This window comes from Dissulfurimicrobium sp. (assembly GCF_049968175.1).
Classification (GTDB): domain Bacteria; phylum Desulfobacterota; class Dissulfuribacteria; order Dissulfuribacterales; family Sh68; genus Dissulfurimicrobium; species Dissulfurimicrobium hydrothermale.
This window is the reverse complement of record NZ_JBMFRG010000012.1, coordinates 1-21,014: the sequence shown is the minus strand read 5'-3', so window position 1 is coordinate 21,014 and position 21,014 is coordinate 1. Positions and strand designations below refer to the sequence as shown.

22 protein-coding genes and 1 pseudogene are annotated in these 21,014 nt (G+C 49.7%); 6 read left to right on the top strand and 17 right to left on the bottom strand.

Annotated features, from left to right (window positions below):
* Positions 1 to 179: 179 nt before the first annotated feature.
* From ACP5SG_RS02585 to ACP5SG_RS02570, 4 genes are read right to left on the bottom strand one after another with little or no spacing between them, the layout of a single operon-like run.
* Entirely contained in the window at positions 180 to 1,994 is a 1,815-nt protein-coding gene (locus tag ACP5SG_RS02585) for a KUP/HAK/KT family potassium transporter (RefSeq protein ID WP_428121719.1), read from the bottom strand.
* On the bottom strand, positions 1,973 to 2,461 hold the full coding sequence (locus tag ACP5SG_RS02580) for a C-GCAxxG-C-C family (seleno)protein (protein WP_424661454.1): 489 nt from the start codon (positions 2,459 to 2,461) through the stop codon (positions 1,973 to 1,975). The genes ACP5SG_RS02585 and ACP5SG_RS02580 overlap by 22 nt, the downstream gene beginning before the upstream one ends.
* A gap of 37 nt (positions 2,462 to 2,498) precedes the next feature.
* Complete coding sequence (gene cbiB, locus ACP5SG_RS02575; protein ID WP_424661453.1) at positions 2,499 to 3,488, bottom strand: adenosylcobinamide-phosphate synthase CbiB; 990 nt, start codon at positions 3,486 to 3,488, stop codon at positions 2,499 to 2,501.
* Entirely contained in the window at positions 3,485 to 4,957 is a 1,473-nt protein-coding gene (locus ACP5SG_RS02570) for a cobyric acid synthase (protein ID WP_424661452.1), read from the bottom strand. Before ACP5SG_RS02570 ends, cbiB begins: the two co-directional genes overlap by 4 nt.
* Before the next feature lie 168 nt (positions 4,958 to 5,125).
* On the opposite strand from ACP5SG_RS02570, the gene rpsU reads away from it, so the two are divergent.
* Positions 5,126 to 5,314 (top strand): 30S ribosomal protein S21, encoded by a 189-nt coding sequence (gene rpsU, locus ACP5SG_RS02565; RefSeq protein WP_237889938.1) that lies wholly within the window; start codon positions 5,126 to 5,128, stop codon positions 5,312 to 5,314.
* A 159-nt stretch (positions 5,315 to 5,473) separates the two neighbouring features.
* On the top strand, positions 5,474 to 5,980 hold the full coding sequence (locus tag ACP5SG_RS02560; RefSeq protein ID WP_428121712.1) for an FKBP-type peptidyl-prolyl cis-trans isomerase: 507 nt from the start codon (positions 5,474 to 5,476) through the stop codon (positions 5,978 to 5,980).
* Between the two features lie 92 nt (positions 5,981 to 6,072).
* On the opposite strand, the gene prmC is transcribed toward ACP5SG_RS02560, so the two are convergent.
* From prmC to ACP5SG_RS02500, 12 genes are all read right to left on the bottom strand, one after another.
* Positions 6,073 to 6,936: a peptide chain release factor N(5)-glutamine methyltransferase gene (gene prmC / locus ACP5SG_RS02555; protein WP_424661451.1), complete on the bottom strand. Its 864-nt coding sequence runs from the start codon at positions 6,934 to 6,936 to the stop codon at positions 6,073 to 6,075.
* Entirely contained in the window at positions 6,933 to 8,006 is a 1,074-nt protein-coding gene (gene prfA / locus ACP5SG_RS02550) for a peptide chain release factor 1 (protein ID WP_424661450.1), read from the bottom strand. Before prfA ends, prmC begins: the two co-directional genes overlap by 4 nt.
* Positions 8,007 to 8,030: 24 nt before the next feature.
* Complete coding sequence (locus ACP5SG_RS02545) at positions 8,031 to 9,032, bottom strand: DUF1385 domain-containing protein (RefSeq protein WP_428121707.1); 1,002 nt, start codon at positions 9,030 to 9,032, stop codon at positions 8,031 to 8,033.
* On the bottom strand, positions 9,019 to 9,228 hold the full coding sequence (gene rpmE, locus ACP5SG_RS02540) for a 50S ribosomal protein L31 (RefSeq protein WP_428121703.1): 210 nt from the start codon (positions 9,226 to 9,228) through the stop codon (positions 9,019 to 9,021). The genes ACP5SG_RS02545 and rpmE overlap by 14 nt, the downstream gene beginning before the upstream one ends.
* 84 nt (positions 9,229 to 9,312) lie before the next feature.
* Positions 9,313 to 10,641, bottom strand: a complete 1,329-nt coding sequence (gene rho / locus ACP5SG_RS02535) for a transcription termination factor Rho (RefSeq protein WP_407932014.1) — start codon at positions 10,639 to 10,641, stop codon at positions 9,313 to 9,315.
* 314 nt (positions 10,642 to 10,955) lie between these two features.
* Complete coding sequence (locus ACP5SG_RS02530; protein WP_428121698.1) at positions 10,956 to 11,774, bottom strand: flagellar motor protein MotB; 819 nt, start codon at positions 11,772 to 11,774, stop codon at positions 10,956 to 10,958.
* Positions 11,771 to 12,628 carry a flagellar motor stator protein MotA gene (gene motA, locus ACP5SG_RS02525; RefSeq protein WP_237888598.1) on the bottom strand — a complete coding sequence of 286 codons (858 nt, stop codon included), beginning with the start codon at positions 12,626 to 12,628 and terminating at the stop codon, positions 11,771 to 11,773. The genes ACP5SG_RS02530 and motA overlap by 4 nt, the downstream gene beginning before the upstream one ends.
* Positions 12,629 to 12,683: 55 nt before the next feature.
* The gene (locus ACP5SG_RS02520; RefSeq protein ID WP_428121694.1) at positions 12,684 to 13,994 is read right to left on the bottom strand and encodes an HD domain-containing phosphohydrolase; all 1,311 of its coding nucleotides are present in this window, start codon (positions 13,992 to 13,994) and stop codon (positions 12,684 to 12,686) included.
* On the bottom strand, positions 13,981 to 14,841 hold the full coding sequence (locus ACP5SG_RS02515; RefSeq protein ID WP_428121691.1) for a response regulator: 861 nt from the start codon (positions 14,839 to 14,841) through the stop codon (positions 13,981 to 13,983). Before ACP5SG_RS02515 ends, ACP5SG_RS02520 begins: the two co-directional genes overlap by 14 nt.
* On the bottom strand, positions 14,813 to 16,531 hold the full coding sequence (locus ACP5SG_RS02510) for an ATP-binding protein (RefSeq protein ID WP_428121687.1): 1,719 nt from the start codon (positions 16,529 to 16,531) through the stop codon (positions 14,813 to 14,815). Before ACP5SG_RS02510 ends, ACP5SG_RS02515 begins: the two co-directional genes overlap by 29 nt.
* A 26-nt stretch (positions 16,532 to 16,557) precedes the next feature.
* Positions 16,558 to 16,764 (bottom strand): hypothetical protein, encoded by a 207-nt coding sequence (locus ACP5SG_RS02505; protein WP_237888594.1) that lies wholly within the window; start codon positions 16,762 to 16,764, stop codon positions 16,558 to 16,560.
* Between the two features lie 22 nt (positions 16,765 to 16,786).
* Positions 16,787 to 16,969: a hypothetical protein gene (locus tag ACP5SG_RS02500; protein WP_424661446.1), complete on the bottom strand. Its 183-nt coding sequence runs from the start codon at positions 16,967 to 16,969 to the stop codon at positions 16,787 to 16,789.
* A gap of 193 nt (positions 16,970 to 17,162) precedes the next feature.
* Here ACP5SG_RS02500 and ACP5SG_RS02495 point away from each other — a divergent pair, with 193 nt between their 5' ends.
* From ACP5SG_RS02495 to ACP5SG_RS02480, 4 genes and pseudogenes are all read left to right on the top strand, one after another.
* Positions 17,163 to 17,795 (top strand): FmdE family protein, encoded by a 633-nt coding sequence (locus ACP5SG_RS02495; RefSeq protein WP_237888592.1) that lies wholly within the window; start codon positions 17,163 to 17,165, stop codon positions 17,793 to 17,795.
* A 175-nt stretch (positions 17,796 to 17,970) separates the two neighbouring features.
* Positions 17,971 to 19,002: a molybdopterin-binding protein gene (locus ACP5SG_RS02490; protein ID WP_237888591.1), complete on the top strand. Its 1,032-nt coding sequence runs from the start codon at positions 17,971 to 17,973 to the stop codon at positions 19,000 to 19,002.
* A gap of 22 nt (positions 19,003 to 19,024) precedes the next feature.
* Positions 19,025 to 19,324 (top strand): YggT family protein, encoded by a 300-nt coding sequence (locus ACP5SG_RS02485; RefSeq protein ID WP_237888590.1) that lies wholly within the window; start codon positions 19,025 to 19,027, stop codon positions 19,322 to 19,324.
* A gap of 13 nt (positions 19,325 to 19,337) precedes the next feature.
* A pseudogene (locus tag ACP5SG_RS02480) lies at positions 19,338 to 19,709 on the top strand (DivIVA domain-containing protein); the annotation flags it as partial.
* Positions 19,710 to 19,837: 128 nt separating this feature from the next.
* Here the strand turns inward: ACP5SG_RS02480 and dusB are convergent.
* The coding region (dusB, locus tag ACP5SG_RS02475) for a tRNA dihydrouridine synthase DusB (protein WP_428121679.1) at positions 19,838 to 21,014 on the bottom strand (1,177 nt) is incomplete at its 5' end.

Sequence of the window (21,014 nt, the reverse complement as noted above, 5' to 3'; positions counted from 1 at the left end):
GATGACGCCAAGAATTTTTCAAATTATAAACCAATCGGTATAAAATATCACCACCCAAGGCCTTTGCATGATCGACTACATGACCATTTGACAGGGCCTGCCTTGCCGCCGAGAAGGCCGCCGTTGGCCGAAGCGGTGAGGCGCAGGTGGAGGATGATGGGGGGTGATTCCATATGGTTTTACATCTCAACCTGGGTGATCACCCCGTGCATTTTATTCGGTGGAAGCTTATAGAATTGAACAAATGTCGGGGTAAGTTTTTTTATGATGGCAAACAACTTCCATATAAAATTTGATGTGATTATGTCTTCAATGCCATAAAATATGACCTTTTCATCTATGCCGGCCTCTTTTAACAGATCTTCCACATCTATGACCTCCATGTAGCCGAGTTGAATCTCGAATATCCGTAGGCCATCCGCGAGTTTATCTTTGAAATATCCCATCACCCCGAATGGAGTGTCACATTTTACAATAGACACTATGATATTATCTTCATAGACAATATTGTTGATGAACATCGTATGGACGATATATGGAGGGAATTTATCTGTAACCTTTGCGAAGAAAAGGGCCGTCCCTTTTATCTTATTTGTATTTTTATACAGTTCATTGTAACCCTTGAGAAAGATGTCCCTTTCCAAGGGTTTGAGCGTCCTGTAAAGTTTTTTCTGTCCCGATGTATATACAAGGATTGTGCTGAGCGGGAAGGCGGCTATGATGATCGACCAATAGCCGCCATGCGGGATCTTGTATAAGTTAGACAAGAGAAAGGTCAGATCGACAAGGGTTACAAATGACGACAGCGCCGTCTTTGCCATATTATTTTTTAAATAAAATATCCACGTCAGCATAATACCCGTCAGGGTCATCGTGCCCGTAACTGCCAGGCCGTATGCGGCGGCGAGACGATTGGATTCCCTGAATTCATACATGATAAATAGTACGGAGAAGAGCAGAAACCAATTGACCGAGCCTATGTATATCTGCGACCTCAGTCTGGTCGATGTGTATTCAACCTTTAGAAGGGGCATGACACGCGTAGTTATGCCTTGATAGATTATAGAAAACATGCCGCTTATCATCGCCTGTGAGGCGATGACCGTTGCCGCAATGCTAAGTATCAGAAACGGGATGTAGAGCGCCTGGGCCTGTCGATAGACCATGCCGAACAGCACATTTTTGACCTCAGGATGCCGTATGACGAACGCCCCTTGCCCAAGATAATTGAGCAACAGGGCTGCGAATACGATATACCAGGCCCTGATGATGGGCATACGGCCCAGATGCCCCATGTCCGCATACAGGGCCTCTCCGCCTGTTGCGCAGAGTATAACCTCTGAGAGCACGAAAAAACCAGCCACGCCGTGTTCCATAAGGAATTTAATGGCATAGTGCGGGCTCAGGGCCTTTAAAACCGATGGAGCATGGATTATTGAGACTATGCCTGAGATTGCGAGGGCTAAAAACCACAGGACCATCAAGGGGCCAAAGGCGACAGCCACCTTTTCTGTCCCCTTTTTCTGGAATAAAAACAATGTGACAGCTATGACGCCCGCTACAAGTATGAGCACCCACTGCGGCGTATTTGAAAACTGCGGGACCAGCAAAAGGCCTTCCACGGCGCTGAGGATACTTATCGCAGGGGTGATTACGCCGTCCCCCATAAGAAGGGATATGCCTATAAATGAAAGGTATGTGACGAGTACGGCATTTCTCCTCGACCTGAGCAGGGGAACGAGTATCTCTTTCAATACGATGGTGCCACCCTCGCCTTTTTTCCCGAGGCTCATGGCAAGCCAGGCGTATTCTATGGTTACGAGTATGATCAGCGTCCAAACGATCAGGGATAGGACGCCCATTATGTTTTCTTGGGTAGGTTTTGTGATTAAAAATATTGTTGCAATGGTATAGATCGGGCTTGTGCCGATGTCGCCGAAGACAAGGCCGAAGGATTTTATTATGCCTTTTATCAAAGAATCTTCCTTGGCCATCCGATCCCCTCAAGTGCTATTTGTAAACGCCTTGCAGTTTCGCCTATCACCCAGACGCATTCCTTCCGGCGACCGTCAGGGTCTTTTTTGAAAGACTTTACCTGCTCCCTCTCTTTCCAGTCGACCCTTGCTATATTGCAGCAATCCTGCCCTCCGTATGCGGCTGTGAGTTCTTTGAACTCTTCGGCCATTTTGTGACCCAGACGCCACATGTCCTTGTGATCTTTATGTCCTGGCACCGTCTTTCCCATGACAAGTCCTATGACCGCCATGGCACCCGGCAGTGCGCCGCATAGCCCGCCGCTGCACCCGATACCGCCGCCGAATGGGGAGAGGGCCGCGATCACCTCTTTCGGCGGCGTAATGCCAAGCGCCTCCGCAACAGCTGCAAAGACCGCTTGGCTGCAGTGAAAACCTGAATTAAAGAGCTCTCTTGCCCTTTCCGCCGTATCTTCAGGCGTTGCCATGACGTGTATTCTCCTTAGATTCTTAACCGCCCTGTCTTCAGACAGCCAAAAATAACCCTATAAATAAAGACGTTTCAAAAAGCAAGCCGAAAAATACAGCCGATGCCTGGTATAGGAGTCTTACCGCCTTGTCTATGTCGTCTGTGCATGGGTCCCTGCCTGACGGGTTCAAAAATGGCCTGTCAATATACCTGTCTTTATACCATGCCGGTCCGGAAAGGCGCACATCGAGGGCTGCGGCGAACGCGGCCTCTGGAAGGCCTGAATTGGGGCCGTCATGGCCTGCGCCATCCTTCACCGCTGCCATGAAGATGTCAATCGGTTGTCTATGCCCTTGTATGACAGCTGCTATTGCAACTATCGGTACGGAGAGCCTTGCCGGTATATAATTCGCTCCATCGTCCATTTTAGCGCCCCATGTCCCGAATCTCAGATATCGTGCATCCTTATAGCCGATCATGGAGTCGAGTGTATTTACCGCCTTGTAGCACATGGCAAGGACCGGTCCCCCGATGGCAGCATAAAAAAAGGGCGAGATCACCCCGTCCACCATGTTTTCCGCCACTGTTTCGATGACGGCCATAACAACGCCTGTTTCGTCGAGCCTGGCTGTATCCCTGCCGACTATTCTTGAGACCCGTATCCTTGCCGCCTCGAGACCGTCTCTTTCCAGCGTTGCCTTTACGGCCAACGCCTCATCGGCTAGACATTTCAGGGAGACGGCATAGTAGATGAAGGCTATAGACGTCGCCCAATAGGCTGCAAACAAGATATGGGCCAATCCTCGAAGGGCGGCATATACGGAAAACCCGGTAATCGTCGTGATGAATATAGCAAATACAGCGCCCTGGGCCTGTTCTTGCACGGGGATGGATCTAAAATATGGCTCGAGCCTGGATATCGCCTTCCCTATCAGCCGTATAGGATGAGGAAGGGACTCTGGATCCCCTGCTGCAAGATCAAGGAGTAAGGCCAGGGCCAGTATCCACCAGCCTTCTTTTGTCAAGATGAATAAAGATGGCGTCATTTTAAGCCGATGAGAGAAAGGAGTGCAGGGATGTCCGAATTATCCCTGAACCAGTCTGCCAGGCGGTCGAGCTGGGTCTTCCTGAATTCACCATATGAAGATACCTTTCCGATGGTAGGTAGGCCTTTTTTGTCCCTTAAATAGTCCAAAAATACCCTTCTGACGAGGTCGTTTTCGAAAAAACCGTGCAGATAAAGACCCATTACCGACTTGTTTGTATCGATCGCTCCGATGTCGGCCTCGATATCCGGCCCGAGGGGGCTGAACGTCCCGGTCGCCCTCGTGTGCCCCATGTGTATCTCATAACCAGCGGCCTTGATTGGCCTGGTAAAGATCGGCGGTGAATCCAGCATGATGCTGGTATGCCTGAGTTGTTTTTCAGCCGTGAATTCAGTTACGATTGGCAAAAGACCAAGGCCTTTCGATGTCCCGGGCTGCCCTTCAATGCCGTGCGGATCGGCGATTTCCTTGCCGAGCATCTGATAGCCGCCGCAGATGCCGAGGATAAAGACGCCTTTCCCCAGAAACCGCTTTATTGCCGTGTCCCAACCGGATATCTTGAGAAAGTCCAGGTCTGCTCGCGTGGTCTTGGTACCCGGTATGATAATGCAGTCGCACTCTTTAATTTCGTAAGGGCGACGGACGAACGAGACCGAGACATCTTCTTCAAATGCAAGCGGGGCAAAGTCTGTGAAGTTGCTGATCCGCGGCAGATGGATGACTGCGAGTTTGACCTGGGCATCGCGTTCAGGTGCTGTCGCATGGACATAGACCCCGTCTTCTTGATCCACGGTTATATTGTCAAACCATGGGAGTACGCCGAAAAATTGCAGCGGAACGATGTGCCTGAACTGGATGAGGCCAGGGGTGAGGATCGATGCGTCGCCTCGAAATTTATTGATAAGAAAACCTACTATCCTCGCCCTGTGTCTGTCCGGTACCAGATCATAGGTGCCTTTGAGCCAGGCGAAGACCCCGCCTCTGTCTATGTCGCCTATGATTATGACCGGTGAGTTGGCATAGGAGGCCGTCTCCATATTGACTATGTCCGTCGCCTGGAGATTTATCTCAGCAGGGCTTCCAGCCCCTTCTATTACAATTACATCATATTCCCTTGCCAGGGATCGGTATGCATCTTTTGCAACGGCGAGATGTCTGTCTCTTTGTTCGTAAAATGAACGCGCAGAGAGGTTATAGGCCACCTTCCCCATGAGGATCACCTGGGAGCGGGTGTCTCCTTGTGGTTTCAAAAGTATCGGGTTCATCCTGACGTCGGGTTGGAGTCCGCAGGCCTCTGCCTGAAAGACCTGGGCCCTGCCCATCTCCAGTCCATCTGGTGTTACAAACGAGTTTAAGGCCATATTCTGTGCCTTAAACGGTGCCACCTTTATGCCCATTTGCCGCAGGACCCGACAACATGCTGCGACCACGATGCTCTTCCCAACACCGGAGCCGGTACCTTGAAACATGATTGATTTTGAATCGATCGACATGGTTCGAGAATTTATGACCAAATGGAAATGCATGCAACATTTTATTTATTTTGCATTGCTGCAAGTTATTCATTGACATCCGGTTTGTTTAGAAGCTATATTCAAAGATAATTCTAGAACAAGGAAGGGGGGATTCCTTTGGCGATTGTGGTGGACGTCCAGGACGATAATCTGGAGAAGGCCCTTAGAACCCTTAAAAAAAAGATGCAGCTTGACGGGATTCAAAGGGAACTTAAAAATCGTCGTTTTTATGAAAAACCAAGCGTAAAAAGGCGACGTAAGATGCAAGACGCCGAAAGAAGGCGCCGCAAGGCTCGCCGTAGGCAATATTGATGTCATTTGATGGATAAATTAGTAGGGGTCAAGGTGTTTTGCCAGTCTTGGCCCCAGGCCATAGTTAGCTCCCTCCAACCCGTCCACACAGATTGAAGCAAATTAATACTTAGTGGATTATTGCCGCGCCGGCGGTAAAATATAAAAAGGAGACAGCTTATGAGGACAGTGGTGAATGGTGATATAGTAACCGTGCATTATACGGGTACGCTTGATAACGGCGAGGTGTTCGATACCAGTATCGGCGGGGAGCCGCTCCAGTTTCAGGTTGGATCGGGCCAGATCATCCAGGGATTCAACGATGCAATAATAGGTATGGAGGTCGGCGCTGAAAAGACCTTTAGTCTTGATCCAGATATGGCTTACGGTTACAGAGATGAAGAGCTTGTCCGGAGCATTCCACGCTCCATAGTGGGCAGCCAGTTCAAACCCGAGGTTGGCATGACCATAGGGATACATATGGAAGACGGCACAAAGATGCCGGCAAGCATTACAGAGGTTACCGAAGAATCGATAACGATAGACATGAATCCGCCGCTGGCTGGCAAGACATTGAATTTCAAGGTCCAGGTTATAGACATCGCTGACGCATCTTCATGTGGATGCGGGTGCGGCAGCAGTTGCGGTTCGGGCAGCAGGTCTCCTTCGTCTTGCGGCTGTTGCTGACGCCGTATTTTTTCAAGTCCGCTGCCCTTGAAAAGTCGCCGACGTCTTGACGGGTTAAGGCCTTGAGGGGGGTGGCGGACTTGAGATTTCTGTCATGATTTCATGGCCGCGAGGACCCTTGCATTGCCGCTGTAATCGCGCAGCATCTTTATATTCATGTAACGGTTGGATTCCTCGACCATTCTGATGACAGCCTCTTCTTGATTCCATCCGATTTCGCAGAGAAGCCACCCGCCAGGCTTCAAGACATTGGGACAGCCCGTTATAAGCCTTGATATATCCTTGAGACCGTCCATACCGCTGAAGAGGGCGGTATGTGGCTCGTATGCCGTTATGTCTCTCGGCAGAGCATCCTTTACGTTAAGGGCCACATAGGGCGGATTTGAAACGATCATGTCAAAATAAGGGCTGTTTTCTTTGAATGCACTGAGCCAGTCGGCCTGAATAAAGCTGATCCTGGAGGCCACGCCGTTCCTTTCGGCATTTCGCCTCGCCACCAGGAGGGCACCATATGAGATATCAGTCGCAATAGCTGTGATGCAGGGCAGCTCATAGAGGAGGCTTATGGCCAGGACGCCACTCCCTGAGCCGAGGTCCAAGATGCGCATCGGGCGGTTTGAATCGCTTGTGAGTATAGAAAGGGCGGTTTCTATGATCAGTTCGGTCTCGGGCCGAGGGATCAATGTGTCTCTGGTCACTTCAAAATAAAGAGACCAAAACTCCTTTCTGCCAGTGATATAAGCAAGGGGTTCGCCATTGAGCCTCCGCATTGTCACCTCTTCATATCTTTCGACGAGATCGAGTGGAAGCTCCTTCAGATGGTTTAGATAGAGCCATAATCTATCTTTTTGAAGGATGGAGGCAAGGAGCGCCTCTGCCTCCATCCGTGGATGCTCGATGTCAGGGATGCGGCAAAGTCGAGATGTCGCCTTTTTTAGCGCATCGGCTACATTCATGTCTCCCTTGACCCTGCCAGGGCCTGTGTTTGATAGTGGGTGCCAAGGGCCTCGATCATCTCGTCTATATCGCCATCCATAAAGCTTTCGAGTCGATAAAGGGTTAATCCGATCCTGTGGTCTGTCACCCTGCCTTGTGGAAAGTTGTATGTGCGTATGCGCCCGCTCCTATCGCCTGTGCCTACCAGGTTACGGCGTTCTTCGGTCAGTTGTGCCTGTTGTGCCGCCTTTTTCATTTCAAGGATGCGGGCATATAGGATTTTCATGGCCTTTGCCTTGTTTTTGTGCTGCGAGCGTTCATCTTGGCACTGTACAACGATCCCTGTAGGGATATGAGTAAGCCGGACCGCAGACTCTGTCTTGTTTACGTGCTGCCCTCCTGCGCCGGAGGCCCTGTATACATCCACTCTTATCTCTGAAGGGTCTATATCGACATCCACTTCATCGGCTTCAGGCATCACCGCTACTGTTACTGCCGATGTATGGATGCGCCCCTGGGACTCGGTTTCAGGCACACGCTGGACGCGATGTATCCCACTTTCGTATTTAAGCCTACTATAGACCCTGTCGCCGGATATAAGGGCGATGATCTCTTTGAAACCGCCTATCCCTGTTTCGTTGGAGCTCAAGATCTCTACCCTCCACCTTTTTCTCTCGGCGTAACGGCTGTACATGCGAAAGAGATCGGCGGCGAATAGTGCCGCCTCGTCGCCGCCGGTCCCCGCCCTTATTTCAAGGATGATGTTCTTCTCATCGTTTGTATCTTTTGGGAGGAGCATGAGCGTTATTTTATGGAGTATCTTTGCGGCCTTTTCTTCGAGCTCGGTTAGCTCCACCTTGGCCATCTCTCTTATAGCGGGATCAGGGTCATTGGCGGCAAGGGCTTTATTGTCGCTTATCTGCCTCAGGAGGTCCTTGTAGTCGTTGTATACCCGCATTATTTCGCTTATGTCGGCGTGTTCCTTGGCGAGTTTTCTGTATCTTTCACGGTCTTGAGCAACTTTAGGGTCGCTCATCTCCGACTCAAGGGAAAGGAATTTTTCTTCTAACTCCTGGAGTTTAGATAGCATTATTCTTTGCCGCCTATTGATTATTCAATCGATGGATTGATCATTTTCCATCTTTAAGGCCCTCTTCAGTGCCTCTATCGCCACTTCAAGCTGATCGTCCGTCGGGTTGGAGGTGGTGAGGGTCTGTATGAGAAGACCTGGGTAAATAAGTGGTGCGGCAAACCGCCTCATTGCATCTTTGTCGGCAAGGCGTGTTATCTCGTAGGCGATACCTGCAATCGGGAGCATCAGAGATATTTTTGTGAGTATAATCTCACCCGTGACATACCATCCGGTCCCGCTGAACGAGATCAGCGGAATGACCGTGGCAAAGACGCCTATGCTTACAAAAACTACTACCATGATAAATGCCGTGCCGCACCTCGGGTGGAGGGTGCTGTAGCCCTTTGCATTGGCTATACAGAGTTCTTTATTGGCCTCATAGGTATAGATAGCCTTGTGCTCGGCGCCGTGATACCCGAACAGTCTTTTTATATCTGCCATCCTGCCGATAAGCAGGATATAATTAATAAATATAAGCATTTTTATGAGTCCGTCCAGGGCGTGGAATGCAAACGACCTGACGCCGCCTCCAGCGCCCAATATCTTGAGCAGGAAGCTGCTTGCAAGATGCGGGATCACCAAGAACAGGCACAGGCCGACAGCTACGGATGACAACATGGCCAAGGCGATCGCCTTATTGGATAAGTTGTCAGCGTTTGTTCTTTTGCCGTCGTTATCGATGCCGGCCAGTGCCTCCTGCGCGGAGAAATTGAGGGCCTGTATCCCATTTATCATGGCCTCTGCTAGCACTACCGAACCTCTTATAAAAGGCCACTTTAGAAATGTTAATTTCCTGCCGAACGAGCGCCATTTTCCTTCTTTCACAAATATACCGCCGTCTGCGCGGCGGATCGCTATTGCCATCGCCTTCGGGCCCCTCATCATCACGCCCTCGATTACGGCCTGGCCGCCCACTGCAATAGGGGCGCAGAGCGAGGCCGTCACCAATGATTTGAGGGCGCTTCGCCGGTTATTTCTTTTCAATGAGGCCATATTTGCGCTGGAATTTTTCAACCCTGCCAGCGGTATCGATCAGTTTCTGTTTGCCCGTAAAAAATGGATGGCACTGCGAGCAAATTTCAACCTTGATCTCGTTGGCGGTCGAGCCTACCTCGAATTCGTTGCCGCACGCGCAGCGTACTTTTACCGTCTGATATTTTGGATGTATGCCATCTTTCATTTTTGTTCGCCTCCGTAGTCTATGTTATCGTTCTTAATTTAAAGAAATCACTAATCATGCCGTTGGTCAACAGGTTTGGACGTCTCACCGGTTCATTGATGCCAGGAATTCTTCATTATTTTTGGTATGTTGCATCTTATCCAACAAGAACTCCATGCTATCGACCGGATTCAACGGAGAGAGGAGCTTCCGCAGTATCCAGACCCTGGTCAATACATCTTTGGGCAGTAGCAGTTCTTCTTTTCTCGTGCCGGAGCGGTTTATGTCTATTGCAGGAAATGTGCGCTTGTCAGCCAGCTTCCTGTCAAGGTGTATCTCCATGTTACCCGTGCCCTTGAATTCCTCGAATATCACCTCGTCCATGCGGCTCCCTGTATCAACAAGGGCGGTAGCTATAATGGTAAGGCTTCCACCTTCCATAATGTTTCTCGCCGCGCCGAAGAAGCGTTTCGGCCTGTGAAGGGCGTTTGAGTCAACGCCGCCCGAGAGTATCTTGCCGCTTGGCGGTACAACGGTATTGTATGCCCGGGCAAGCCTTGTAATGCTGTCAAGGAGGATGACCACGTCTTTTTTGTGTTCCACCAGGCGCTTTGCCTTTTCTATGACCATCTCAGAGACCTGGATATGGCGCTGGGCAGGTTCATCGAATGTGGAGCTCACCACCTCTGCCTTTACCAAACGCTGCATATCCGTAACCTCCTCCGGCCTTTCGTCTATCAGTAGGACTATCAGGATTACATCGGGGTGATTTTTGGCTATGCTGTTTGCAATGTTTTGAAGCAGCATAGTCTTGCCTGTCCTTGGTGGGGCCACGATAAGTCCCCTTTGTCCCTTGCCTATAGGGGTCATGAGGTCCATTATGCGGGCGGAATAGTTGTCAGGCTCTGTCTCGAGCTTCAGCCGTTTGTCAGGATAGGTCGGCGTGAGGTTGTCAAAGTTTATCGTGCCGAAAGAGGCCTCTGGCGGGTCAAAGTTTATTGACTCGACCTTCAAGAGGGCGAAATACCTCTCTCCCTCCTTAGGAGAGCGTATCTGCCCTGAGACCGTATCACCGGTGCTCAAGTTGAAGCGCCTTATCTGAGACGGCGATACATATATATCGTCCGGGCCAGGGAGGTAGCTGTAGTCCGGGCTTCTTAGAAAACCGAACCCGTCTTGCAGTATCTCCAGGACGCCTTCTCCGTAGACCCCGCCATTTTTGTCTGTTTGGGCTTTTAAGATGGCAAAAATCAATTCTTGTTTGCGCATCCCACTGGTGACCTCGACGCCGAGGTCTTTTGCCATCTGATAGAGCTCGGTTATGTTTTTTTTCTTGAAGTCGGCCAGATTAATGGATTGATTGCCCTTGGTTTGTGCAGTGGATGATTCCTTTGCAACAGATTGTTCACTATTTTCTTTCTTTGTTCTAGGCATGTATGATATACCTCTTCGGATTTAAGGCGATGATCTCCGCTCCAGGTCTTAAGAACATTATTTTTAAATCAAACAGGATGTTTTAAACGAGCCATCTTTCATCAACAGGATTTTCGCATCTTCACAAGGGAAAGTCCTGCATTTTAGAAGGTTGTTAGCCTGAGATTTGCCCTGGCTTGAGCGGCTGGATCGTTGATTTCACAGAATCATAATGATGATGATGAAAAATAGCCGTCTTGAGGTATGCTTGTCAAGGGCTCTTTTTAAGAATTTTTATTTTCGACGCCGATAGTGGTGGGGCGGGCCGCTAAGGTCTAGCCGGTCTTGTCCGTACCTGCGGCCGTTTTAGGGAAATAGAGAAGTATGCTTATCCGCCTGTTCCTTGGATCTTTGGGATTGTCCGGTATTAGCGGCTCAGTGTCTGCATAGCCAGAGATGGTCTTAAGCCTGGATGGGTCTATTCCCATTTGCTCGATTATCTTTCGCGTGGTAAGTGCCCGTTCGGTCGAGAGTTCCCAATTGCTGTAGTTGCTTGTCTTGTATGCAAGGGAGTCTGTATGGCCCTCTATTGATATCGGGTTTGTGGTGGATTTTATGTTTTCGGCTATCACACGCAGTATGCGAAGGGCTAGGGGGGTAGGTTTGGCGGACCCGAGATCGAACATGGGTTTCCCCTCTTTATCAACCAGTTGGATACGCACCCCACCCTTGAATGTATCTACAATGATTTGGTCCTTGATGTCGCCCAGTTTTTTTTCTATCGCCTGTTTAAGAAGCCTTTGGAATGTCTCGGGACTTGTCTCTTGCCCCTCGTTTGATGACAATGTGGCCTTGTTACCTTCTAGCTCAGGTTCGACCTTTTCCTCACTCTGGCTGGGTTCTGTCAGTACGGCGTTTTCGTGTTCCAAAAACGATGTGCCGCTTGACTCGAATATGCTGAAGTATTTGAAATAGGCGGCAATGGCAGGTCGTTTTTCAGGGGATACCATGGTGATCAGCCATAGGAGCAGAAAAAAGGCCATCATGGCGGTTACGAAATCCGCATATGCAACCTTCCAGCTCCCGCCGTGATGCCCGCCGCCGGATACCTTTTTTATCTTTTTTATAATGATGTTGCCTTGCTGATCGCTCATTTGGCCCTGCTTTTTACGTATTTTTCAAGTTCGTCAAAGGTTGGCTTTTCCGAGTCAGGGATGGCCCTTCGCGCGAATTCCACTGCGATTTGTGGCAGTGCGCCGCCTATATATGAAACCAAGGCCCATTTGATTATCTGAAGATATACCTCATCATCGTGCGCCTGGTGTTCAAAGTTGATGGACATTGGCCCTACAAAGCCATAGCACATGAGTACGCCCAGAAAGGTCCCGACAAGGGCTGAGCCGATACTGTGCCCAAGCTCAGCCGGTGGTTTGTCGATCTTGCCCATGGTGATGACGACGCCAAGGACGGCTGCGACTATACCGAGGCCAGGAAGGGCATCAGCGATCTTTTCTATGCTGCGCGCTGGTATCATGGCCTCGTTGTGGTGTGTTTCTATATCGAGGTCCATGAGGCTCTCAAGTTCGTGAGCAGGCAGGTTTGTAGAGATGACTACCTTCAAGTTATCGCAGATGATATTGAGTGCATGATGGTTCGCCAGGATGTTTGGATATTTGCTGAAGATCGGGCTTTTCTCTGGATGCTCGACGTCCGACTCGATTGCAAGGAGCCCATGCTGTCTGCTTTTTGCGAACAATTGATAGAGCAGTGCCAAAAGCTCTAGGTATTTTTCCTTGCTCGGCCCCTTGTATGTCAGGAGACTGGAGAAGCCTTTTGCTACGACCTTGACTACTTTCATGGGGGAGGCGATGAAAAAGGAGCCCAGTGCAGCACCGAATATGATTATGACCTCCGCCGGCTGGACAAGGACGCTCAGATTGCCGTGCTCCATGAGATAACCGCCTATGACGGCTGTCAAGACAACACATATTCCGATCAATACAAACATAAGGCCTTTTTACTTCTCCTTTTAATTAAATTAAATTTAACCCGCCAAGCCGTATCTAGTAAAGATGATAGATATAAATTTTGTCTATTATTGGGTCCATTTCATGGATGTTCTTTAGCCTTATTATGTGTGTGTTTGTCAGGACGGAGTCCTTCGCCATGAGCATCCTGCCCGACGCAGTAACTATATCCCTGCTCAACTGCATGCCAGCCTTGAGATCGTCAATGTTTATTTGTTTCTCACCGCGGACTGGAGGTATGGATTTTATTATGTCTTCGAACACCCTCACTATTTCAGGATCCAGCGCGGAGCCGGCAAGCTTCCTTAGACGTTTCAAGGCGTTTTCCTTGTCCAGATCCTGCTGATGCAGATAGTTGTCATATGTGCTGACGACATTTATTATCCTAGCCCCGAGGGGTATTGAGACGCTAGGAAGACCAGATGGGAAGCCCATGCCGTCAAAACGCTCGTGGTGGCACATTACTATCACTGCCGCCTGTCTGAGAAATTCGATCTTGTAGAGCAGTCTATAGCCTATTTCGGGATGGGTCTTGAAAACCGCCTCCTGGGCCGGGCTGAAGCCGGACGGTTTCCAATGCCAGAATTCTTTTGGGACACCCATCAGTCCTATGTCATGCAAGGATGCGGCCATCTCTATGAGGTCAAGATCCGCCCCCATGATGTTCATCTTTTCCGCCAATTCCTTTGCAAGCATGCCTACGCGTTTTGAGTGACCGCCCAGGAATGGATCATACAGTTCTATGAGATCGATAAAGACACGGACGGTGTCTTTGAAATTGCTCTGGAGTTTCTGGTATAGCCTTGCCAATTCCTGATGCTTTTCAAGCAATTGGCTGGTACGCTCATCAACCCTTTTTTCGAGATCGGCATTCAGCTCTTCGAGTCTTTGATTCTGTTCCTGTGTAACCCTCAAGAGACGTTTGTTTTCAACAATAAGAAAGTGGTGGAAGATGGCCTGCCTGATAATGGTCTTCAGTTCCTCATCATCCCATGGTTTGCTTATGAATCTGAATACCTCGCCCTTGTTTATGGCCTCTACAGCGGCCTTTATGTCGGCATAGCCTGTAAGGATTATTCGGATGATGTCGGGGTCGATCGTCTTGGCCTTTGCAAGGAGTTCCGTACCAGTCATCCCGGGCATCTTTTGATCAGAGACGATTACGGCCACATCTTCGGTCTGCAGGATCTCAATCGCCTTTTCGGGATCGGTGGTAAAAAGCAGTCTGTAGTTTTCATTGCGCAAAAGTCGATGTACGGCCTTTAAGATATTCTCTTCGTCGTCTACAAAGAGGACGGCATCTTTTTGAGACTGCCCTGTCTGGGTGCTTGGTTCAGGTGTCTCCATGGCTGGCGCCCTTTTCTTTCAAAGAGGATATGGGATGGTCGATGAAGATCAATAAATAGCCGTAAGCCCCATCCGGATACCTTACCACCGTGCCACGCATCTCGATCGGATCGTTCATCCCGTCGATATCGACGGTCATTGATAGAGGACCTTCCCCATGTGCAAGGCCATCGAGCCTAGAGGCCGCATCCGTACCAAGAACCGCCTCGATGTCTTGATCCAACAGATCCTTCAGTCTGCCGATGTGTACGTAGGCCCAGTTGTTTGCAAATGCGATCCTCTTATCATCCCCCAACCCAATAAAGCCTATCGGCATCTGGTGTATGATATAGTGAAATCTCTCGAGGACCATGTTTCGCATCTGGAGCTCCTGTGTCCTCTTTTCGATCTCATCTTCCAGATTGTTGTTGAGCCATTGAAGCCTTTCATTTTTTATCTTCAGTTCCTCGGTTAGCCTGTAATTCTCATTTTGGAGATGGGCGACGTTTATGGCCTCGCGTATGGCGGCCTTGAGTTCCTCGTCATCCCAGGGCTTCAATATGAATTTGTATATATATCCGCGATTGATGGCCTTGGTGACGGTCTTGAGGTCTGCATACCCGCTAAGGATTATCCTTACGGACAGGGGACAAAGCCCTTTTGCGTGTTCCAAAAACTCTATTCCGCTCATCCCGGGCATCCTATGGTCAGATATTATCACATTCACTTGATGGTCGTTTAAGAAGGCGAGTGCCTCTTCCCCACTCACCGCCGTGCTGATTTCATAACTTTCCTTGCGCAGTAGGCGCTTTATGGCATGGAGGATATTTTGTTCATCATCAACTATGAGGATGCGGCCTTGCATCATCTTCTTCGGCGTCTCCTAGTTCATCTTCATTTAATATGGGAAGAAAGACTGTAAATATTGAGCCTTTTCCAGGTGTGCTCTCGACCCTTATCTCGCCCTTATGCCTCTTGACGATCTTGTATGAGACATGGAGTCCAAGCCCTGTGCCTTTGCCAACGGATTTTGTGGTAAAAAACGGGTCAAAAATCCTTGGCATGACATCTTCTGGTATGCCTTCGCCAGTATCTTTGATCTCGACCTCAACCCCACGCCTGGGCTTGTCAACCGCCCTGGTGGTCACCGTGATCTCTCCCTTGCCTTTTATTGCCTGAGCAGCATTTACAAGGATGTTCATGAATACTTGGTTTAATTGCTGGGGATATCCGATAATGGTCGGCAATTCGCCGTAGTTCTTTTTCAAGACGGCCTTGTATTTGATCTCGTTCCACACGATGGTTATCGTGCTCTCAAGACAGCGGTTTATATCTACATCCTTGAGTTCGGCCTGGTCCACATGGGAGAAGTCCTTCAAGTCGGCGACGATCTTCTTTACCCTTTCTGTACCTTCGATACTTTGGAGTATCAGGTCATTCATATCTTTCAGTAGGAAATCAAGGTCTATTTCTTCCCTTCGCCTTTTGATGGTCGCGATAAGTGCAATGGCGTCTTCAGGCACCCCTTGAGCCTTTGAGATCTTCTCATCTAGCGACAGGTAGAGCCTTATGATTTCGACCAAATCTTTGCTGTATGAAAGAAGGGTGTGGAGGTTGCTGCTTACAAAGCCGACAGGGTTGTTTATCTCGTGGGCCACCCCTGCGGCAAGTTGACCGATGGACGACATCTTTTCTGACTGTAAAAGATGGGCCTGGGTCTCTTTGAGGCTATTCAACGCCGCATTAAGCCTTGAATTTTTTTCCGTCAGATCTGCAAGAGTCTGCTTCAATTCTTGGTTTAGAAGCGTGACCTGTCTTTCAGCTTCCTTTTGAGAGGTGATGTCCCTTAAAAAAAGCGTGACCTGTCTTGTCTCTTCGTTGTCGTCTAAGACCGGAAATGCGTGGACGGAAAACCATCTGATCCGACCCTCGCTGTCTTTTAACAGCACATCTGTATTGAACATTCGTCCTGACTTAAAGGCGATCTCGGCAGGGCATTTGTCGCCCGACATCCTGGGGCAGGTCGTCTCTCTTGCGAAGAGTTCGCTACATGACAGGCCTATTACATCTTTTACGTCCTTGCCAAGCCATCTGGCTGCGGCCCTGTTTGCAGAGACTATTTTGTATTCTCTATCTATGCCAAGGATCAGGTCGGGTATGGCGTCAAATATATTTCGAAATTTGTCGCGGCTGTTCTTCAGCACCGGCAAAAGCCTGTTGATTCCCTCAAGGTCGCAGATATGCCCTGATATGTATGAAGCGCCTTCAACCTCTTCGAGACATGCAAATATATTTACGAATGTCTTTTTGCCGTCGCCGCGTCTCCATTCAAGCTCGAGACCGCCGACCTCTCCTTGCGTATCTATCTCTTTGATGAATCTATCCCACGCCCTTTGCGAAGGGAAAAAGACTGACAGGTTCGCGCCATCCGACGCTGGATCTCCAAGTCCGAGGTATTGTCTGCCATATCGGTTGAGATATAGTATCCGCCCGTCCCTTGTCATTCTAAAAAATATCCCACGCATAACGTCTTTTTTATTCCTTCCTAACCTTATCATCTTTTCGGCCTGTCTTTTATAAATCTTTACCACCTCGTTAAAGACCGCCAGGTACTGCGTGCCGATCTTGGCCAGCTGAAGGCCCTGGCCCTTCCAAATCCCTTTGACCGCAGTATCTGTTGCAACTTGCCGTCATTCAGGGGCAACTCGATTTTGTCCGCCAGATCCTCGTTGTCGCTGGGATCTATATACAAGGCCTCAGCTCTGCATACCTCCGGTACGGATATGATCATCTTCCTTGCACAGATACCTGGTTCAGAGATAAAATTGGGCTGCCAATAGATATATTGACCTGTGGGGCAATAATGGCCTTGCGCACGATCTTTTTATAAATTGATTTTTGACGATGATGTCTTTGATCTTTTTTGAAGCAGCTTCATCTTCATCTGGATGGATCAAATAGCGGTTGATATAGCCGTAATAATTAGAGATATTCATGTGTGTCATCCGATCTTGCAAGCTCCCTTGCGATCTCATATGTGTAAAGTCCGATCCCGGTAAGGGTAGACAGGAGCAGGAGGGCATCTATCAGGATTTTAAGGTATGGCTAATCGCTCATAGTCTATTCAGTTTACAATGGCAGTCTGTTATTATGATCTATAACCTATAAATATAAAGGGGGTTGACGGCGATGTCGGTAGAGACTCTAAATGAGATCCAGGGTGCTGTCGGCTCTTTTGAAGAGCTACTTACCGAATCGGTAAGGCTCCACGGGCATCTGTGCGCAGGGCAAGTGATAGGGGTCAGGCTAGCTATGCTGGGGCTCAGGCTGCTTGGTATCACCGACCCGAAGGGCAGGGACAGGAAGAATCTGGTTGTCTATGTGGAGATAGACCGGTGCGCTACAGATGCGATCCAGTCTGTAACCGGCTGTTCCCTTGGGAAGAGGTCGCTTAAGTGGATGGATTTTGGCATAATGGCCGCTACATTTGTTCATCTGCCGACAAAAAGGGCATTCAGGATCCTGGCAAGGGAAGAGGCCCGTGAGATTGCCAAAAACTACTGTCCTGAGATAGAAGACAGATACCGTCAGCAGCTTGAGGCATATAAACGTATGCGCGACGATGAGCTTTTTGATGTCCAGGAGGTGAAGGTTGATATCCCGGAATGTGACCTCCCTGGTAGACCCTTGAGGCGCGTAAGGTGCAGCCGTTGCGGGGAATATGTTCAGGACTGTCGAGATGTGGAAAGAGATGGTGAGGTATTGTGTCGTGCCTGTGCCGGCAGCCGTTATTATGAGGCCGCATCAAAGATGTCCATCTGAGGTCGTCGATGGCGTTTTTTTGCTTTACAAACGAAAAATTGACGTTTTCATTATAAAGTTTAAAATATAATGGGCAAGTAAAGCTGGTATTGTGTCCGCCCATGCCCCGGATGCAGCGGTCGGTGCCGCGACGGACTTTTGCAGAGTCGTCAAAACAAAAAGCTGGAGGTCTTGAATGGCGATTAAGAAGGTCCCTGTCGACGATGCGGTCGGGATGGTGATCCCCCATGATTTGACCGAGATAGTCCGCGGAGAAAAAAAGGGTCCGGCCTTTCGAAAGGGGCATGTGATTACAGAGGCCGATATACCGCATCTGAAGCGGATTGGCAAAAATCATATCTATGTCATTGAGCTCTCCGAAGATGAAATGCATGAGGATGAGGCGGCGCTTTTTATGGCAAGGGCCATAAGCGGCCCGTTCATAAGTTATGATGAAAAACCATCCGAGGGTAAGGTCGGTTTCAGGGCCGCCACCCGAGGGGTGTTGAAGGTCGATCGTCAGGCCCTTTTTGAATTCAACATGCTTGGTGAGGTGATGATCGCAACGCTCCATGAAGATACCGTTGTAAGTGAGGGCATGGCGGTCGCCGCGGGTCGCGCTATTCCACTTGTGATCCGGCGTTCCGTAGTGGAGCGAGCGGCTTCAATAGCCAGGGATGCAGGCGGCATTGTGTCAGTAGCACCATTCAAGATAAAAAAGGCCGGTATCGTTGTCACGGGGCGTGAGGTCTATGAAGGCAGGATAAAAGATGCGTTTGGTCCGGTGATGAGGGAAAAGTTGGTCGGCATGGGCCTTGAAGTAGCATATTCGGCCATGGCACCTGATGATGTAGACCTCATTTCAGGCGAGATAAAAAAGGCCATGGATGCCGGTGTAGAGCTGATACTGTGCACTGGCGGCATGTCCGTCGATCCGGATGACGTAACACGTCTTGCTATTGCAAAGGCCGGGGGCAAGGATGTGGTGTATGGGTCCCCTGTCTTGCCGGGCGCTATGTTTCTTGTGGCATATATCGGCGATATGCCGGTCCTCGGGGTCCCTGCATGCGGCATGTATTTCAAGGCGACCGTGCTTGATCTCGTGCTTCCGAGGGTCATGGCCGGAGAAAGGATCGATAGGACCGCGATGGCGGCCCTAGGCCACGGGGGGCTGTGTCTGAACTGCAAGAGGTGCAGATATCCGGTCTGCCCTTTCGGCAAGGGATAATAAGCTTGTTTGAGGAGTTGTCATGTTCGTCCTGAGGCATTTCATAGAGGCTGTTGCGTCGGTTATAGATCTTGTACTTGGTTTTTATATGTGGGTGCTTATTGTCCGGGCTGTTGTGTCTTGGGTGAATCCTGACCCGTACAACCCTTTGGTGCGTATCCTTTATGGCATTACAGACCCTTTGATGTACCGCGTGAGGCGGTTTTTGCCCCTTGTATTCGGCAGCATAGACCTGACTCCTATGGTGCTTATCATTGTAATAGTGTTTCTTCGGGGTTTCCTCGTACCTACGCTTTACGATCTCGCAATACATCTTTACTGAAAAGGGGTTTGAAATGGGCGTTACACCAAACGAGATACTCGAGAAAGAATTTAAGATGCGCTTCAGGGGTTATGACCCGTCCGAGGTGCAGGATTTTCTCGAAGAGGTTGCGGCTGAGCTTACTGAGGTGATCAAGGAGAGAAATGCCTTAAAAGGTTATGTGGCAGGCTATAAGGCCAAGCTCGATGAATTTAAGAAGAAAGAAGATGAATTCATGTCGGCCTTGACTACCGCAAACAAGCTGGCCGAGGACATGAAAGCCCAGGCCGCCAAGGAGGCGGGACTCATATTGGAGAGGGCCAGGATGGATGCGGAACGAATCGTGGCGGATGCCCACCATGAGGCCGTACAGCTGGAGGAGCGCATAAGAAGGCTCAGACGTATGCAGCGCGAGGTCGTTTCCAAAATACGCTCGTCGATAGAGGGATATCTTAGGTTTTTGGACGAAGAGGCCTTGCCTCCGCAAGAGGTGGACGAGGTCTTGAGAGATATCGCATCAGAGGTGCGTGCGGTTCAATCCAACGGGGAGGGCGACCAAAAAGATGCTACGGAGGCCGATTCGTCCGCAAAAGTCGCAGGTGTTGCTAAACTGGTTTCCGCTGCCGACAAAGGTGAAACAGGGGCAAGGCTTGTTGAAGGCGATATCCTTGGAGATGAGGATTCAAAGATCTTCTCGTAGAAGGCATATGTAAGTGCGGTCAGCTCATCGAGTGATCGCGCCTTGTTGACCAGGCCTCTAAAGGTTGAGCCGTGCGGCAACCCCTTTGAATACCATGCAAGGTGTTTTTTTGCCATCCAGAGACCTATTGGCATGCCGTAAAAATCCTTGATGTATTTAAGGTGTTCAAGGACGACTGCACACTGTTCATCAATTGTAGGGCTGTGCGGCTTGATTCGTGGAGCGAAGCGGTCTTTGTTTGCCAGGCAATCGGCTATAGCCGAAAATATCCAAGGCCTTCCGAGTGCACCCCTTCCTATCATCACCCCATCGGCCCCGGACTCCAAGAGGCACTTGATGGTCGATGTCGGATCCCGGATATCGCCGTTTGCTATCACCGGGATCGATACAGCCTCCTTCACCTTTTTTATAGAGATCCAATCAGCCTGCCCTGAAAAGAATTGGTTCCTGGTACGTCCATGTACGGTTATTAGCGACACCCCGACCTTTTCGGCAATCATGGCGATCTCCCGCGCATTCTGCAGGTTACGATCCCAGCCGAGCCTGATCTTTATGGTGACCGGGATATTCACGGCCTTTACCACGGCCTCCATTAACCTTGCGGCCGCAGCTTCATCGCGCATGAGAGCGGCCCCGGCACCTGCACGTACTATTTTCGGCTGGGGACAGCCCATATTTATGTCGACGGCTGCCGCGCCAATAGATTCGTTCATCCTTGCAGCCTCTGCCATCGAGATCGGGTCTTTGCCCACGATCTGTGCCGAGAGCGGGTATTCTTTTGAGGCGGTGGCCGAAAGTCTAAGTGATCGTTCGACCCTTTTGGTCATCGCCTCGGATGATATCATCTCGCTTACGGCAAGCCCGGCGCCGAATCTGCGTGCCAAACGCCTGAACGGATAGTCTGTTATACCGGCCATTGGCGCAAGTATTATAGGGGTGAATTCAAGGGTTCCGAGTTTTATTGATTTGGCGCCGCTCATCTCTTCTCGATTATGAGCTCGATAAAGCCAT

What these genes read in the sequence shown, in the direction of transcription:
- ACP5SG_RS02585 (WP_428121719.1), bottom strand. Translation starts at nt 1,994, where the DNA reads ATGGCCAAGGAAGATTCTTTGATAAAAGGCATAATAAAATCCTTCGGC.
- ACP5SG_RS02580 (WP_424661454.1), bottom strand. Translation starts at nt 2,461, where the DNA reads ATGGCAACGCCTGAAGATACGGCGGAAAGGGCAAGAGAGCTCTTTAAT.
- cbiB (WP_424661453.1), bottom strand. Translation starts at nt 3,488, where the DNA reads ATGACGCCATCTTTATTCATCTTGACAAAAGAAGGCTGGTGGATACTG.
- ACP5SG_RS02570 (WP_424661452.1), bottom strand. Translation starts at nt 4,957, where the DNA reads ATGTTTCAAGGTACCGGCTCCGGTGTTGGGAAGAGCATCGTGGTCGCA.
- ACP5SG_RS02560 (WP_428121712.1), top strand. Translation starts at nt 5,474, where the DNA reads ATGAGGACAGTGGTGAATGGTGATATAGTAACCGTGCATTATACGGGT.
- prmC (WP_424661451.1), bottom strand. Translation starts at nt 6,936, where the DNA reads ATGAATGTAGCCGATGCGCTAAAAAAGGCGACATCTCGACTTTGCCGC.
- prfA (WP_424661450.1), bottom strand. Translation starts at nt 8,006, where the DNA reads ATGCTATCTAAACTCCAGGAGTTAGAAGAAAAATTCCTTTCCCTTGAG.
- rpmE (WP_428121703.1), bottom strand. Translation starts at nt 9,228, where the DNA reads ATGAAAGATGGCATACATCCAAAATATCAGACGGTAAAAGTACGCTGC.
- rho (WP_407932014.1), bottom strand. Translation starts at nt 10,641, where the DNA reads ATGCCTAGAACAAAGAAAGAAAATAGTGAACAATCTGTTGCAAAGGAA.
- ACP5SG_RS02530 (WP_428121698.1), bottom strand. Translation starts at nt 11,774, where the DNA reads ATGAGCGATCAGCAAGGCAACATCATTATAAAAAAGATAAAAAAGGTA.
- motA (WP_237888598.1), bottom strand. Translation starts at nt 12,628, where the DNA reads ATGTTTGTATTGATCGGAATATGTGTTGTCTTGACAGCCGTCATAGGC.
- ACP5SG_RS02520 (WP_428121694.1), bottom strand. Translation starts at nt 13,994, where the DNA reads ATGGAGACACCTGAACCAAGCACCCAGACAGGGCAGTCTCAAAAAGAT.
- ACP5SG_RS02515 (WP_428121691.1), bottom strand. Translation starts at nt 14,841, where the DNA reads ATGATGCAAGGCCGCATCCTCATAGTTGATGATGAACAAAATATCCTC.
- ACP5SG_RS02510 (WP_428121687.1), bottom strand. Translation starts at nt 16,531, where the DNA reads ATGATAAGGTTAGGAAGGAATAAAAAAGACGTTATGCGTGGGATATTT.
- ACP5SG_RS02505 (WP_237888594.1), bottom strand. Translation starts at nt 16,764, where the DNA reads ATGATCATATCCGTACCGGAGGTATGCAGAGCTGAGGCCTTGTATATA.
- ACP5SG_RS02500 (WP_424661446.1), bottom strand. Translation starts at nt 16,969, where the DNA reads ATGAATATCTCTAATTATTACGGCTATATCAACCGCTATTTGATCCAT.
- ACP5SG_RS02495 (WP_237888592.1), top strand. Translation starts at nt 17,163, where the DNA reads ATGTCGGTAGAGACTCTAAATGAGATCCAGGGTGCTGTCGGCTCTTTT.
- ACP5SG_RS02490 (WP_237888591.1), top strand. Translation starts at nt 17,971, where the DNA reads ATGGCGATTAAGAAGGTCCCTGTCGACGATGCGGTCGGGATGGTGATC.
- ACP5SG_RS02485 (WP_237888590.1), top strand. Translation starts at nt 19,025, where the DNA reads ATGTTCGTCCTGAGGCATTTCATAGAGGCTGTTGCGTCGGTTATAGAT.